This is a genomic window from Sideroxydans sp. CL21 (assembly GCF_902459525.1).
In the GTDB taxonomy this organism is placed as follows: Bacteria; Pseudomonadota; Gammaproteobacteria; order Burkholderiales; family Gallionellaceae; genus Sideroxyarcus.
Map to the genome: position 1 here is coordinate 1,702,467 of NZ_LR699166.1, position 15,617 is coordinate 1,718,083.

General features: G+C 59.4%; 11 protein-coding genes. All 11 read left to right on the top strand.

What is annotated here, in order from left to right; genetic code table 11:
• The first annotated feature begins 59 nt into the window (after positions 1-59).
• The 11 genes from QOY30_RS07900 (at position 60) to QOY30_RS07950 (ending at position 15,617) form a co-directional block, all read left to right on the top strand.
• Positions 60-1,688, top strand: coding sequence for an electron transfer flavoprotein-ubiquinone oxidoreductase (locus QOY30_RS07900; RefSeq protein ID WP_283744084.1), 1,629 nt, complete (start codon positions 60-62; stop codon positions 1,686-1,688).
• Positions 1,689-1,736: 48 nt separating this feature from the next.
• Positions 1,737-2,498: an electron transfer flavoprotein subunit beta/FixA family protein gene (locus tag QOY30_RS07905; protein WP_283746043.1), complete on the top strand. Its 762-nt coding sequence runs from the start codon at positions 1,737-1,739 to the stop codon at positions 2,496-2,498.
• 12 nt (positions 2,499-2,510) lie between these two features.
• Positions 2,511-3,446, top strand: coding sequence for an electron transfer flavoprotein subunit alpha/FixB family protein (locus QOY30_RS07910; RefSeq protein WP_283744085.1), 936 nt, complete (start codon positions 2,511-2,513; stop codon positions 3,444-3,446).
• Positions 3,447-3,465: 19 nt separating this feature from the next.
• Complete coding sequence (locus QOY30_RS07915; RefSeq protein WP_283744086.1) at positions 3,466-5,244, top strand: acyl-CoA dehydrogenase; 1,779 nt, start codon at positions 3,466-3,468, stop codon at positions 5,242-5,244.
• Positions 5,245-5,263: 19 nt separating this feature from the next.
• Positions 5,264-5,680, top strand: coding sequence for an acyl-CoA thioesterase (locus tag QOY30_RS07920; RefSeq protein ID WP_283744087.1), 417 nt, complete (start codon positions 5,264-5,266; stop codon positions 5,678-5,680).
• A 44-nt stretch (positions 5,681-5,724) separates the two neighbouring features.
• Complete coding sequence (locus QOY30_RS07925; protein WP_283744088.1) at positions 5,725-6,552, top strand: SDR family oxidoreductase; 828 nt, start codon at positions 5,725-5,727, stop codon at positions 6,550-6,552.
• Between the two features lie 47 nt (positions 6,553-6,599).
• The gene (locus tag QOY30_RS07930) at positions 6,600-8,396 is read left to right on the top strand and encodes an AMP-dependent synthetase/ligase (RefSeq protein ID WP_283744089.1); all 1,797 of its coding nucleotides are present in this window, start codon (positions 6,600-6,602) and stop codon (positions 8,394-8,396) included.
• A gap of 126 nt (positions 8,397-8,522) precedes the next feature.
• A complete protein-coding gene (locus QOY30_RS07935) occupies positions 8,523-9,233 on the top strand; it encodes a TetR/AcrR family transcriptional regulator (protein ID WP_283744090.1) in 711 nt (236 codons plus the stop codon).
• 58 nt (positions 9,234-9,291) lie between these two features.
• Positions 9,292-11,661, top strand: a complete 2,370-nt coding sequence (locus QOY30_RS07940; RefSeq protein ID WP_283744091.1) for an acyl-CoA dehydrogenase — start codon at positions 9,292-9,294, stop codon at positions 11,659-11,661.
• Positions 11,662-11,866: 205 nt separating this feature from the next.
• Positions 11,867-14,296 (top strand): 3-hydroxyacyl-CoA dehydrogenase/enoyl-CoA hydratase family protein, encoded by a 2,430-nt coding sequence (locus tag QOY30_RS07945; protein ID WP_502958709.1) that lies wholly within the window; start codon positions 11,867-11,869, stop codon positions 14,294-14,296.
• A gap of 124 nt (positions 14,297-14,420) precedes the next feature.
• On the top strand, positions 14,421-15,617 hold the full coding sequence (locus QOY30_RS07950) for an acetyl-CoA C-acyltransferase (protein WP_283744093.1): 1,197 nt from the start codon (positions 14,421-14,423) through the stop codon (positions 15,615-15,617).

Consider the following 15,617-nt stretch of genomic DNA (forward strand, 5'->3'; position numbering starts at 1 on the left):
TGCTGCGCGCTTATTGCCTGACGTCACCTCTTTAAACCCGTTTGGGCCAGGAGACTAAAATGCGTGAAGTAATGGAATTTGATGTGGTGATCGTTGGTGGAGGCCCTGCGGGGTTGGCTGCGGCGATACGCCTCAAGCAACTTAACGCCGACACTAGCGTCTGCCTGATCGAAAAAGGCGCCGAGATCGGCGCGCATATCCTGTCTGGCGCGATTTTGGACCCGCGTGCGCTGAACGAACTGATCCCCGATTGGAGGGAAAAAGGTGCTCCCGTTGAAACCGAAGTGACAGAAGACCGCTTCTTGATGCTGACGGAAACCGGCGGCATCAAATTCCCCAATTTCACGCTGCCGGGTTGTTTCCAGAACCACGGCAACTATGTTGTCAGCCTTGGTCTGGTGACGCGCTGGCTGGGCGAGCAAGCGGAAGCCTTGGGTGTCGAGATCTATCCCGGTTTCGCCGGTGCCGAGATTCTTTACGATGAAAATGGCGCCGTGAAGGGCGTCGCCACTGGCGACATGGGCGTGGGCCGCGACGGGCAACACACCGATGCCTATCAACCCGGTATGGAGTTGCATGCGAAGTACACCTTGTTCGCCGAAGGTTGCCGCGGCCATCTGGGCAAGCAGCTTGAAGCAAAATTCAATTTGCGCGCCGATGCCGATCCACAGACTTATGGCCTCGGCATCAAGGAATTGTGGGAGGTCAAGCCCGAGCAGTTCAAGTCGGGGCTGGTGATACACAGCGCCGGATGGCCGCTGCAATCCGACACCTACGGCGGCGCTTTTCTCTACCACTACGGTGGCAACAAGGTTGCAGTGGGTTTTGTGTTGGGACTGGGCTACAGCAACCCCTATCTTTCACCCTTCGAGGAATTCCAGCGTTTCAAGACCCATCCGAAGATCCGCACCTTCTTTGAAGGCGGCAAGCGCATCGCCTATGGCGCGCGCGCCCTCGCGGCGGGTGGCCTGCAATCCCTGCCCAAGCTGGTATTCCCCGGTGGCGCATTGATCGGCGATGACGCGGGTTTCCTCAACGCCTCGCGCATCAAGGGCTCGCACACGGCGATCAAGAGCGGCATGCTGGCAGCCGAATCGCTGGTCGAAGCCCTGGCTGCCGGACGCAGTCGCGATGAACTCGCAAGCTATCCCGAAAAATACCGCAACTCCTGGCTCTATCAGGAGCTGTACAAGGCACGCAACTTCAAGCCTTATATGAGAATGGGCACCAATCTGGGCGCGCTGCTGGTCGGTATCGACCAGACGCTGTTCCGGGGCAAAGCGCCTTGGACGCTGCACAACATCGCGGACCATAGCAAGCTCAAGCCCGCGGCGGAATGCACGCCCATCAGTTATCCCAAACCCGACGGCGTGCTGACTTTCGACCGGCTGTCCTCGGTGTTCCTCTCCAACACCAACCACGAAGAAAACCAGCCCTGTCACTTGCAGCTAAAGGATGCGGAAGCGGCGATCAATTTCAACCTCGCAATCTACGACGCACCCGAGCAGCGCTACTGCCCGGCGGGTGTTTATGAAATCCTGCGCGACGCAAGCGGTGGCCATCCTCGCCTGCAGATCAACGCGCAGAACTGTGTGCATTGCAAGACCTGCGACATCAAGGACCCAGGACAGAACATCAACTGGGTCGTGCCGCAGGGTGGCGAAGGACCGATTTATCAAACCATGTAGTGATTTAACATCGTGATTGAACATCGAGATAGGAAAAACACTATGAGCCTGAAGATTCTTGTGCCCGTGAAGCGGGTGGTGGACTACAACGTCAAGGTCCGCGTCAAGGCGGACAACTCCGGTGTGGAGCTGGACAACGTCAAGATGTCCATGAACCCCTTCGACGAGATCGCCGTGGAAGAGGCAGTTCGCCTGAAGGAAGCGGGCATCGCCTCCGAAGTGGTGGTGGTGACTTGTGGTGTCGCTGCGGCCCAGGACATCCTGCGCACCGCACTGGCAATCGGTGCCGATCGTGCCGTTCTGGTGGATGTCGGCGCTGCCGCACTTGAAACGCTGCAACCGCTGGCGGTGGCCAAGCTGCTCAAGGCTATCGCCGACAAGGAGCAACCGGGCCTGGTGCTCTGCGGCAAGCAGGCCATCGACGACGATGCCAGCCAGACCGCACAGATGCTGGCCGCGCTGCAAGGCTGGCCCCAGGCCACCTTTGCATCAAAGGTGGTGATCGCCGAAGGTAAGGCCACCGTGACGCGCGAAGTGGATGGCGGACTGGAAACACTGGCCGTTAGCCTGCCCGCGGTGATCAGCGCCGACCTGCGCCTTAACGAACCGCGTTACGCCACGCTGCCCAACATCATGAAGGCCAAGAGAAAGCCGCTGGAAACCATCGCCGCTGCGAGCCTGGGCGTGGACATCGCGCCACGTCTGAAGCTGCGTACAGTGCAGGAACCAGCCAAGCGCAAAGCCGGTGTGATCGTTCCCGACGTGGCGACGCTGGTAGAGAAACTCAAGAACGAAGCCAAGGTGATCTGAGGAGACCGGAACATGACGACATTGCTGATTGCCGAACACGACAACGCTAACCTCAAGGTCAGCACCCGCAACACCCTCACTGCGGCCGCCAAGCTGGGCAGCGAAGTGGATATCCTGATTGCAGGCCACAACTGTCAGGCTGCTGCGCAAGCTGCCGCAGGACTCGCCGGTGTGCGCAAGGTACTGGTGGCGGATGCCGCCCACCTGGCCGATGGTCTCGCCGAGAACCTCGCGAATCTTACCGTGCAGGCAGTGAAGGCGGGCGGCTATTCCCACGTGCTGACGCCTGCCACCACCTTCGGCAAGAACTTCCTGCCGCGTGTGGCCGCCATGCTCGACGTGGCGCAGATCTCCGACATCGTCGGCGTCGTGGATGCCAATACTTTCGTGCGCCCCATCTATGCCGGCAACGCACTTTGCACCGTGGAAAGTCGCGACGGCATCAAAGTGATCAGCGTGCGTCCCAGCGCCTTTGAAGCTGCTGCCGACGGTGGCAGTGCCGTCGTGGAAACTGTGACGCCTCCGGCTGATACAGGCACAACCAAATTGGTAGGGCGGGAACTCAGCGTGTCCGCCCGTCCCGAACTGGGCGCCGCCAAGGTCATCGTTTCCGGTGGCCGCGGCTTAGGCAGCGGCGATAACTATCGCCAACTGCTGGAGCCACTGGCTGACAAGCTGGGTGCGGCCCTCGGCGCCTCCCGCGCTGCAGTGGATGCGGGCTTCGTACCCAATGATTTCCAGGTGGGCCAGACCGGCAAAATCGTCGCGCCCCAGCTCTACATCGCTGTCGGGATCTCCGGTGCCATTCAGCATCTGGCCGGGATGAAGGAATCGAAAGTCATCGTCGCCATCAACAAGGACCCGGACGCGCCCATCTTCCAGGTGGCCGATTACGGTTTGGTGGCTGACCTGTTTGAAGCTGTGCCGCAACTCACTGCGTCTATCTAAAAAATTGGAGGAATAAGAAATGACCTATGTAGCTCCGCTGAAGGACATGATGTTCGTGCTGCAGGAAGTAGCGGGACTGGACGAAGTTATTGCGCTGCCCGGCTGCGAAGAAGTGGACGCCGATCTGGTGTCCGCCGTGCTGGAGGAAGCTGGACGATTGGCCGGGGAAGTGCTGGCACCCCTTAATAAGGTGGGTGACCAGCAGGGTTCAAAATGGGGCGACTACAAGGTGACGACGGCTCCCGGTTTCAAATCCGCGTACCAGCAATTCGCCGAAGGCGGCTGGATAGGTATTACCTGTCCCACCGAGTACGGTGGCCAAGGTTTGCCCGAGATTCTGGGTATACCTCTGGGCGAAGTGTGGAACTCCGCCAATGTCGCCTTCGCCTTGTGCCCACTGTTGACTGCCGGTGCCATTACCGCAATTCACAGCCATGCCTCCGCGGAAATGAAGGCCACCTATTTGCCGAAGATGATCTCCGGCGAGTGGACCGGCACCATGAACCTGACTGAGCCCAACGCGGGCACCGATCTGGCTGCCTTGCGCACCAAGGCCATACCGGAGGGCGATCACTATCGTGTCACGGGCACCAAGATATTCATCACCTACGGCGAGCAGGACTACACCGACAATATCATCCACCTGGTGTTGGCCCGTCTGCCCGATGCGCCCGCCGGAGTGAAGGGCATTTCCATGTTTGTGGTGCCCAAGTTTCTGGTCAACGCCGACGGCTCCATCGGCGCGCGCAATGACGTGAAGTGCGTCTCCATCGAACACAAGCTGGGTATCCACGGCAGTCCCACCGCCGTCATGGCCTACGGTGAAGACGGCGGGGCCATCGGCTATCTGGTGGGCGAAGCCAATCACGGACTTGAATACATGTTCACCATGATGAACCACGCGCGCCTGGGTGTCGGCCTGCAGGGTGTCGGCCTTGCCGAGCGCGCCTACCAGCACGCATACGGCTACGCCATGGAACGCATCCAGGGCAAGGTGATCGGCCGCGAAGGCAATCTGCCCATCGCCTTCCATCCCGATGTACGCCGCATGCTCATGACCATGCGTTCCCAGACCGAAGCCATGCGCGCGTTGTCCTTTATCACCGCTGCCGCAATGGACAAGGCCGAGCGTCATCCCGACGCAGCACAGTGCAAATTCTGGCAGGCTCGCGTGGATCTATTGATCCCCGTGGTCAAGGCCTGGTGCACCGAACAAGCCAACGAGATCGCCTCCTTGGGCGTGCAGGTGCATGGTGGCATGGGCTTCATCGAGGAGACCGGCGCGGCGCAGTATTTCCGCGATGCGCGCATTACCACCATCTACGAAGGCACCACCGGCATCCAGGCCAACGACCTGATGGGGCGCAAGCTGGCCCGCGACAAGGGTGAAGCCGCGATCGCGCTGCTGAAGGAAATGCAGCAGACTGTGGCTGCAGCCATGGCCGATCCGGTCACTGCCGGGTTGGGCAAGGATCTCGCGCAGGCATTGGGCCACCTCCAGACTGCCAGCGAGTGGATACTGCACAACTTTGCGACCAACACTGCCGGGACGTTGCTGAGTGCCGCTCATTACCTCAAGTTGTTCGGCACCGTGGCTGGCGGCTGGGCGCTCGTGAAGTCCGCGGTGGCCGCCCAAGCCAGGCTGGCGGCAGGGGAAGGCGACGCGGGCTTCTACAAGCAGAAGATCGCGACCGCCCATTTCTATGCCGACCAGGTGCTGCCCCTGACCGCTTCTCTGCTCGTCATGACTCAGCGCGGCGCTTCCAGCCTGCAAGCTGCCGACAGCGCCTTGGCGTAACCGTCGGAGACTCCCGATCATGGAACCTAATCGCATACTCGTACACACCTCACACATTGCCGTCCGTTGGGGCGACATGGACGCCCTCGGACACGTCAACAACACGGTTTACTTTCGCTATGCGGAACAGGCTCGGATCGAGTGGCTCGAATCGCTCGGCGTCACCGACATGGTCAACGTTGACGGAGGACCGGTGATCATCAACGCGAGTTGTACCTTCCTGAAGCCGATCGTGTATCCGGCGACCGTTGAGATCGACATCCTGATCGGCAAGCCCGGGAACAGCAGCCTGCCTACCTATTTCGAAATACGCTGCGAAGGCGAAGACACCACGCTCTATGCCGAGGGCGCCGTCAAGGTTGTGTGGTGGAACCCGCGTACCGGCATTTCGCAGCCGCTGCCGGATTTCATTCGGCAGATATACCGAAACGACTGATCCTCACTTTCACCAACGAAACAATCCATATGGAGCTGATAGGCATGAACAACCTGCATGAAAAAACAATATTCATCACCGGTGCCAGTCGCGGCATCGGGCGCGAGATTGCGCTACGTTGCGCACGCGACGGGGCGAATGTGGTGATTACCGGCAAAACGGCGGAAGCGCATGCAAAACTGCCCGGTACCATCCATAGCGTGGCTGCCGAGGTGGAGCAGGCGGGAGGGCGCGCATTGGCCATCCAGATGGATGTGCGCGACGAGTCTGCGTTGCAGGCCGCGGTTGAGCACGCGGCACAGCATTTCGGCGGTATCGATGTGCTGGTCAACAACGCGAGCGCTATCAGCCTGACCAAGACTCTGGATACCCCGGCCAAGCGTCTCGATCTGATGTGGGATGTCAACATGCGCGCCACTTTCCTGGCCTCGCAGGCCTGCATCCCCCATCTGAAAAAATCGGCGAACCCGCATATCCTCACGATGTCGCCACCGCTCAATATGGAAGCGAAATGGTTTGCGCCGCATGTGGTCTACAGCATTTCAAAATACGGCATGAGCTTGTGCGCCCACGGCATGGCGATGGAGTTCGCCAACGACGGCATCGCCGTGAATTGCCTGTGGCCGCGTACCGTCATCGCCACCGCCGCAGTCGAATTCAATTTTCCGGAAGTCGTTCTGCGTGCGTCGCGCCATCCGGCCATCATGGCGGATGCGGCATATCACATCCTGACGCGCAACAGTCGCGACTGTACCGGCAACTTCTTTGTGGATGAGGATCTGTTGCGCACAACCGGTGTGAAGGATTTTGAGCAATACGCGACGACGCCCGGTACGCCGCTGTTCGAGGACTTTTTCCTTAACAAACCCTGAGGAAGATTTTCACAGGGCATTAGAAAAAACAAGAGGAGCGAAGAAGCATGGGGGAGCATTACATCAAGCCGGAAGAAGCGGTGACGCTGCACGGATTATTCCTTGAGCGCGCCAAACGTACGCCGGAAGGAATGGCCTACCGCTATTTCGATGCGAAGCGGGATGCGTGGCTGACGCTGAGCTGGGCAGAGATGCACGCACAAGTGGCGCGCTGGCAGGCCGCGCTGCGGCAGGAGAATCTGGCCGTGGGCGAGCGCGTCGCGATCATGTTGCGCAACTGCCCGCAGTGGGTGATGTACGAACAGGCTGCCCTGTCGTTGGGATTGGTGTTGGTCCCGCTCTATGTCGAGGACAGGCCGGAGAATACTGCCTACATCGTCAACGATGCACGGGTGAGAGTGCTGTTCTTCGAGACTGCAGCCCAGTGGCAGGGTTTGAGCACGGTACTCGGGCAAATGGCTTGCGTGCAGCGTTTCGTCAGTCTGGAAAGCATTGCCGGGCATGGCGTGCCGCACCTGCAGCAGGTTGAGTCATGGCTGCCTGCACAGGCCGAGATGCAGCCGGAACGCAGCCGGAACCGGGATGCGCTCGCCTGCATCATGTACACATCGGGCACGACCGGCAAACCCAAGGGAGTGATGTCGTCCCACCACAATATCATCCATAACGCTTACGGCGGTTTGCAAACTTGTACGGTCCATCCGCACGACAGCATGTTGTCGTTCTTGCCCCTGTCGCACGCATTTGAACGCACGGCGGGCTACTACATGAGCATGATGGCCGGCGCATCCGTGGCGTATGCGCGTTCCATTCCCTTGCTAGCGGATGATCTCAAGATCATCCGCCCCACCATCCTGGTTTCCGTGCCGCGCATCTACGAGCGCATCTACAACGCAATTCACGCCAAGTTGGCAGAAGCGTCGCCGTTGCGCCGCAGGCTGTTCACGCTGGCGGTGAATGTCGGCTGGGAACGCTTTGAATACCAGCAGGGACGCCGCAAATGGTCGCCGAAGTTTTTGCTGTGGCCCGTGCTGAAGAAGCTGGTGGCCGACAAGCTGATGCAAAGACTGGGAGGACGTTTACGCTTGTCCATCAGCGGAGGTGCGGCTTTGCCGCCAAAAGTTTCGCGTCTGTTCATTGCACTGGGCCTGCCGTTGATTCAGGGTTATGGCATGACCGAGACCAGTCCGGTGGTAAGCATCAATCGCGTTGGGGAAAATCTTCCTTCTACGGTGGGGCAGCCGCTGCCTGGCATAGAAGTGCGCATTGGCGAGCAGAACGCGCTGCTGGTGAGGGGGCCTTGCAACATGCTCGGGTATTGGAACAATCCCGAAGCGACTGCCGCCACGATAGACAAGGACGGCTGGCTTAACACCGGCGACACGGCCAGCATCAACGAGAGCGGACATATCACCATTACCGGACGTATTAAGGAGATCATCGTCATGTCCAACGGCGAAAAGCTCCCGCCTGCCGACATGGAGGGCGCCATCATGCGCGATCCCCTGTTTGAACAGGTCGTGCTTTACGGCGAGGGGCACTCCTACCTGATCGCGCTGGCAGTGCTCAATCCCGAGCAGTGGAATGCGTTGGCGCAACAAGCGGGTGTGCAGGCCGATCTGGGCGCATCGCTCAGTGATCCCCGCATCGAGGCGATCGTGCTGCAGCGCATCGCGGAGCAGATCAGGGAATTCCCCGGTTACGCCAAGGTGCGCCGCGTATCGTTAACTTTGGAGCCGTGGAGTGTCGAGAACGGCTTGCAGACGGCAACCTTGAAACTCAAGCGCACCCGCGTTTTTGAGCGCTATGAAAAAGAAATATCCCGGCTGTATCTAGGTCATTGAGGGTTTTAAGCCGGCGGAATCGCGCTATTTCGAAAGATAAGTGAGAAAACGCTTGCGGACCCTTTTGTTTTTACCTAGAATTAAAACGAACGTTTGAATTAGATTGGGTGAGAGAGGTTGGCTGCCATGAACAAACCGATTAATGAACAGACCCTCAGGGACACACGGGAGCGCATTCTCGATGCCGCGGAGCAGTTGTTTATGCAGTACGGATATGAAGGAACCTCAATGCGGGTGGTGACTAGCGAAGCCGGGGTCAATCTGGCAGCTGCCAACTATCACTTCGGTTCCAAGGAAGCTTTGATGCAGGCGGTACTGAGACGACGCCTGGAGGTCATCAACCAGGAACGATTGCGCCTGTTGAACGAGGCCGAGGCCAAAGCGGCTGGAAAACCGCTGAAACCGTCCGTGATCATCGATTGTTATTTCGGCACGCTGCTGCGCGCTACAGCTGACCAGAAGGCGGGCGGAGAAACGTTCCTGCGCTTGCTCGGGCGTACCTTCACCGAACCGTCGGACTTCATCCGAGCTTTCATGTCGACGGAATATGCCGACGTGCTGGAGCGCTACAAGCAAGCGTTGTTTCGTTCGCTGCCGGACGTGCCAAAGGCCGAGATCGTGTGGCGTTTCCATTTCATGCTGGGTGCGACTTCCTATGCGATCGCAGGTACCGACGCATTGCACCTGGTGACCGATTGGCAGGTTGAAGAAGGATCGACAGAGCAGGATAACAATCTCCTGCCGCGCCTGATGTCGTTCCTGCTTGGTGGCCTGCGTGCACCGTTGCCGCAGTCCGGAAATGTGGCCGAGCCGACAACGGCCAAGTCGGCCAAATAAAAATGGCGCGGCATAACAAGACAGAAGTCCGTAACTAATCATTCAGGAGAGAGTCATCATGTTCTCAATTGCATCCTCGCTGTTGTTGGTCGCTGTGGCACTGGCCGCATTGCTGGTCGTGCGTCCCTTGCGGCGCGTGCTGCTCAGCGCACCACTGCTTGCCGTTTACAGGAAGATCCTGCCGCAAATGTCCGACACTGAACGCGAGGCGCTGGAAGCCGGCACCGTGTGGTGGGAGGGCGAACTGTTCCGCGGCAAGCCGGACTGGAAGAAGCTGCACTCCTATCCGCAACCGAAGCTGACCGCAATCGAGCAATCATTTCTCGACAACGAAGTGGACGAAGCTTGCCGCCTGGTCGACGACTGGAAGGTATCCCAGACGACCTACGACATGTCGCCCGAAGCCTGGCAATACATCAAGGACAAAGGCTTCCTCGGCATGATCATTCCGAAGAAATACGGCGGCCTTGAGTTTTCCGCTTATGCACATTCGCAGGTGGTGCAAAAGCTGTCCACTCGCTCGTCGGTGTTGGGTGTGTCGGTGATGGTGCCGAACTCGCTCGGTCCGGCCGAATTGCTGTTGCACTACGGCACCGATGCGCAGAAGAATTATTACCTGCCGCGTCTGGCAAAAGGCATTGAGATTCCGGCATTCGCGCTGACCTCGCCGTGGGCCGGTTCCGATGCGGCGTCGATCCCCGATGCGGGTATTGTGTGCAAGGGGCAGTGGCAAGGCAAGGAAGTGCTCGGCATGCGCGTCACCTGGGACAAGCGCTACATCACGCTCGCTCCGTTGTGCACCATCCTCGGTCTGGCGTTCCGCCTGTACGATCCCGAGGGGCTGCTGGGCGATCAAAAAGACATCGGCATCACCTGTGCGCTGGTGCCGCACGATCATCCGGGCGTCGATATCGGCCGTCGTCACCTCCCTCTCAATGGCGTCTTCACGACCGGCCCGACGCGCGGCAAGGACGTGTTCATGCCGCTGGAATTCATCATCGGCGGCCCGGCGATGGCGGGTCGCGGCTGGCGCATGCTGATGGAATGTCTGGCCGCCGGACGTTCGATCTCGCTGCCGTCGTCGAATACCGGCATGGCCAAGCTCACTGCTCGCGGCGTTGGCGCCTACGCACGGGTGCGCAGCCAGTTCAAAATGTCGGTAGGCAAGTTCGAAGGGGTCGAGGAAGCATTGACCCGCATCGGTGCCTATACCTACCTGATGGATGCAACGCGCATCATGACCGCAGGTGCAATCGATCTCGGGGAAAAGCCCTCGGTGGCTTCCGCCATCGCCAAGTATCACGTCACCGAACTAGCACGCAAAGTCGTCAATGACGGCATGGACGTGATCGGCGGCAAGGGCATCTGTCTCGGGTCATCGAATTTCCTCGGCCGTGCCTATCAGCAAGTACCCGTCGGCATCACGGTCGAAGGCGCCAACATCCTGACGCGCAGCCTGATCCTGTTCGGCCAGGGTGCGATCCGCTGCCATCCTTACGTGCTGAAAGAGATGCAGGCGGCGAACAATCCGGATGCGGCACAGGCTCTGCACGATTTCGATGCAGCCCTGTTCGGGCATATCGGCTTCACCCTGCGCAACGGCGTGAGCGCCTTATGGCACGGCCTGACCGGCGCGCGCTTTGTCAGTGTGCCGTCCAGCGTCGCGCCCGAAGCCAGGCGCTACTATCAGCAGGTCACGCGCTTCTCGGCCGCGTTCGCCTTCATCTCCGATGTGTCCATGCTTGTGCTCGGTGGCAGCCTCAAGCGCCGCGAGAAAATGTCGGCGCGTCTGGGCGACATCCTGGCGCAGATGTACCTCATGTCGGCCGCTTTGAAGCGTTATCAGGATGTGGGACAGAACGCCGATTCGCCTCTGTTGCACTGGAATCTGCAGAACTCGCGTTACCTGGCACAGGAAGCGTTCAAGGGCGTGATCGGAAATTATCCGAGCAAGCTGGTCGCCATGTTCCTGAACTTCGTGATCTTCCCATTCGGTCGTTCGTTCACCGTTCCGTCCGATGAGGTCGGTCATCAAGTGGCAAAGCTGGTGATTTCGCCGTCGGCGACACGCGATCGCTTCACCGCCGATTGCCACTTGCCGAAAACGTCTGACGAACCGGTGGGGGCGCTTGAACTTGCTTTCGCCGCTACGATTGCCGCTGAACCCATCGATGCCAAGGTGCGCGAAGCCGAGAAACGCGGCCTGTTCGCCAACAATCCGGACGCCAACGTGCGCGACATCGCCCATGTGGCCTTCAAACAAGGCGTGGTTAGCGTTGAAGAATATGCGGTGCTGAAACGCCGCGACGAATTGCGTGACATCGTCGTGCGGGTTGACGACTTCCCGTTCGACTTTGATGTTGCCACTGCAAACAAGCGCAACGTTGCGCCAAGCAAGGTCGTCATGCCGGAACGTATTGCCGCATGAAAACGGCATTTGCAAGCAAATCAAGATAGACATGCGTTCATTTTTTTTGAATCCAAAATTAAACGAACGTTTGTCTCTGTGCATCCAATGAATGAAGTTGCATTTCCGTAGCGATGTTGCACAACACGGGAAACAAAAAAACAAGGAGGAACGAGCAGTGAAAAGATTTAATGTAAGAAAGGTAGCAGTGTTGGGGGCCGGCGTGATGGGCGCGCAGATTGCCGCGCACCTGGTCAATGCCAATGTCGAGACGCTGTTGTTTGAGTTGCCCGCGAAGGAGGGCGATCCGAACGGCAACGTGAACAAGGCACTGGCGGGCCTGAAAAAGCTGGAACCGGCGCCTGCAGCGAGCCCGGAAAAGCTGACCTACATCCAGCCCGCCAACTACGATCAGCATCTTGAGAAGCTGCGCGAGTGCGACCTGGTGATCGAGGCCATTGCCGAGCGCATGGACTGGAAATCCGACCTGTACCGCAAGGTCGCGCCGTTCCTGAGCGAGAATGCAATTTTTGCGACCAATACCTCAGGCCTGTCCATCAACAAGCTGGCCGAAGCATTCCCCGAAAACCTGCGACACCGTTTCTGCGGCATTCACTTCTTCAATCCGCCACGCTACATGCACCTGGTGGAATTGATCCCGTGCAAAGGCACGGAAACGGAACTGCTCGACCAACTGGAAACCTTCCTTGTTTCCACGGTAGGCAAGGGTGTGGTGCGCGCCAAAGACACTCCCAACTTCATCGCCAACCGTATCGGCGTATTTTCCATGCTCGCCACAAAGCATCATGCTGAAGCCTTCAATCTCGGCTTCGACATGGTGGATGCGCTGACAGGCCGTTATCTGGGCCGTCCCAAGAGTGCCACCTTTCGCACGCTGGACGTGGTCGGACTCGACGTGTTTGCCCATGTGGTCAACACCATGCGCGAGAATCTCACCGAAGACCCATGGCACAAGCACTTCGAGTTGCCGGGCTGGTTCAAATACTTGGTCGATCAGGGCGCGCTGGGACAGAAGACCAAGAAGGGCATCTACCAGAAGATCGGCAAAGAGATTCATGTACTCGATCTGCACAGCAAGCAATATCGCGTGTCCGATGCCAAGGTGGACGAAGGCGTGAAAGACATCCTGCGCGAACGCGACTGGGCTACAAAACTTGCAGCGTTGCATGCCAACCAGCATCCGCAGGCGCAATTCCTTTGGGCGACATTCCGTGACGTGTTTCACTATTGCGCGCTGCAACTGGAATCCATTGCGAACAATGCACGCGATCTCGACCTGGCCGTACGCTGGGGTTTTGGCTGGGACAGCGGTCCGTTCGAAATCTGGCAGGCCGCAGGCTGGCAACAGGTGGTTGGCTGGATCAACGCCGACATTGCAGCAGGCAAGGCGATGGCGAACACGCCGCTGCCAGCCTGGGCGACCGATATCGCACGCGTCGGCGTGCACGGCAAGCAGGGTTCCTATGCACCTGCCGGCAACTCTTGGCAACCGCGCTCGTCACTCCCGGTCTACCTACGCCAACTTTACCCGGACGCGGTTCTGGGCGAAACAAGGCAATACGGCGAGACCGTGTTCGAAACCGATGCGGTGCGCCTGTGGCACACCGGCGACAACATCGCCATCCTGAGTTTCAAGACCAAGATGCATGCCGTCAACAACGAAGTGCTGGACGGCGTGTTGCGCGCGGTGGCCGAGGCCGAAGCGAATTTCAGCGCGCTCGTGTTGTGGCAGACCGAAACGCCATTCTCCGCCGGGGCGCACTTGCTGCAACTGATGCAGGGTGTGCAGGAATCGAAACAGGGCGGCGGCATGTTCGACAAGCTCAAGCAAGCTGCGACGCGGGTCAAATTCACCGCGGCGGGCGGTGGCGGCGTGGGCGATCTGTTCAATGCCGCAACCGGCAATGTGCCCAAGGTGGAAGAGGTGGTCGCCAAATTCCAGCAAGTATCGCAACGCCTCAAATATTCCCAGGTACCGACCATCGCTGCGGTCGATGGCCTGGCGCTCGGCGGCGGCTGTGAATTCGCCATCCACTGTGCACGTACCGTCGCCACGCTGGAAAGTTACATCGGCCTAGTCGAAGTCGGCGTCGGCCTGCTGCCTGCGGGCGGCGGCTGCAAGGAGATGGCGCAACGGGCGGCGGCAGAAGCGCGCGGCGGGGACATCTTCCCGATACTCAAACGCTACTTCCAGATCATCGCCATGGGTGAAGTCGCCAAGAGCGCAGAAATGGCGCGCGAGATGGGCTACCTCAGGCCGTCCGACCGCATCGTGCTGAACCGTTTCGAGCTGCTGCATATCGCCAAGGAAGAAGCCAAAGCGCTCAATGCCACCGCCTACCGTCCGCTGCTGCACCAGCGCCAGATTCCGGTTGCCGGAAGCACCAGCATCGCCACTTTCAAAGCCTCGATGATCAACATGCTGGAAGGCGGCTTCATCTCTGAGCACGACTACAACATCGGCTGCCGTGTCGCCGAAACGCTGTGTGGCGGGGATGTGGAAGCGGGCAGCCTGGTGGATGAAGACTGGCTGCTCGATCTGGAGCGGCGCAACTTCATGGAGTTGCTCGCGACCGACAAGACGCAGGCACGCATCGAACACATGCTGAAAAACGGCAAACCACTGCGCAATTAACGATCAAGGCGCAGACCGCACAGCGGGTGAACGTCTGCGCCATGATCGTTTCCCTCACCTCCCTCTCCCGGGGAAGGGGACACAGTCGGAAGCTGCGCTGATTAAAATATTTTAGGAGACGAACATGAGCAAACAAGTACAGGAAGCCTACATCGTTGCCGCAACGCGCACACCCGTCGGCAAAGCACGCGGCATGTTCCGCAACACACGCCCGGACGACCTGCTGGCGCACGTATTGAAGAGTGTGCTGGCACAGGCTCCGTCGCTGGACCCAGCAAGCATCGGCGATGTGATCGTCGGTTGCGCCATGCCGGAAGCAGAGCAGGGCATGAACGTGGCACGTATCGCATTGCTGCTGGCAGGATTGCCGGACACGGTGCCGGGTCTGACTGTGAATCGCTTCTGCTCCTCCGGCGTGCAGGCCGTGGCGCTCGCAGCGGATCGCATCCGTCTCGGCGAGGCGGATGTGATGCTGGCGGCGGGCGTGGAGAGCATGAGCATGGTGCCGATGATGGGCAACAAGATCGCGTTCAATCCCGCCATCTTCGAGAAGAACGAACACTACGGCATTGCCTATGGCATGGGCCTGACCGCGGAGAAAGTGGCCGAACGCTGGAAGGTATCGCGCGAGGCTCAGGACGCGTTTGCGCTGCAAAGCCATCAACGTGCCATCGCGGCCATCAACAGCGGTGAGTTTACGGACGAGATTACGCCGTACCACATCGCCGACAATGTGCCGGATATGCTTACGCGCGAAATCAGGATCAAGGCACGCGACCTATCGCGCGACGAAGGCCCGCGTGCCGATACTTCAGTAGAAGTCCTGGGCAAGCTCAAGACGGTGTTTGCGCAAAAAGGCTCGGTCACGGCCGGCAACAGTTCGCAGATGTCGGACGGTGCAGGCGCGGTACTGCTGTGCTCTGAGTCCGCACTGAAGCGCTACAACCTGACGCCCATCGGCAAGTTCCTCGGCTTCAGCGTGGCGGGCGTGCCGCCGGAGATCATGGGCATAGGTCCCAAGGAAGCCATCCCGCGCGCATTGAAGCAGGTTGGCCTGACCTTGAACGACATCGACTGGATAGAGCTGAACGAAGCGTTCGCTGCACAATCGCTGGCCGTGATCGGCGATCTGGGTCTGGATCCATCCAAGGTCAATCCGCTGGGTGGAGCGATTGCACTCGGTCATCCGCTGGGCGCCACAGGGGCGATCCGCACCGCAACCTTGATGCATGGCCTGCGCCGCCGCAAACAGAAATATGGCATGGTGACCATGTGCATCGGCACGGGCATGGGCGCGGCCGGCGTGTTCGAGGCGCTGTGA

Coding starts and splice junctions, on each gene's coding strand:
- QOY30_RS07900 (WP_283744084.1), top strand. CDS start 60: ATGCGTGAAGTAATGGAATTTGATGTGGTGATCGTTGGTGGAGGCCCT.
- QOY30_RS07910 (WP_283744085.1), top strand. CDS start 2,511: ATGACGACATTGCTGATTGCCGAACACGACAACGCTAACCTCAAGGTC.
- QOY30_RS07915 (WP_283744086.1), top strand. CDS start 3,466: ATGACCTATGTAGCTCCGCTGAAGGACATGATGTTCGTGCTGCAGGAA.
- QOY30_RS07920 (WP_283744087.1), top strand. CDS start 5,264: ATGGAACCTAATCGCATACTCGTACACACCTCACACATTGCCGTCCGT.
- QOY30_RS07925 (WP_283744088.1), top strand. CDS start 5,725: ATGAACAACCTGCATGAAAAAACAATATTCATCACCGGTGCCAGTCGC.
- QOY30_RS07930 (WP_283744089.1), top strand. CDS start 6,600: ATGGGGGAGCATTACATCAAGCCGGAAGAAGCGGTGACGCTGCACGGA.
- QOY30_RS07935 (WP_283744090.1), top strand. CDS start 8,523: ATGAACAAACCGATTAATGAACAGACCCTCAGGGACACACGGGAGCGC.
- QOY30_RS07940 (WP_283744091.1), top strand. CDS start 9,292: ATGTTCTCAATTGCATCCTCGCTGTTGTTGGTCGCTGTGGCACTGGCC.
- QOY30_RS07945 (WP_502958709.1), top strand. CDS start 11,867: ATGGGCGCGCAGATTGCCGCGCACCTGGTCAATGCCAATGTCGAGACG.
- QOY30_RS07950 (WP_283744093.1), top strand. CDS start 14,421: ATGAGCAAACAAGTACAGGAAGCCTACATCGTTGCCGCAACGCGCACA.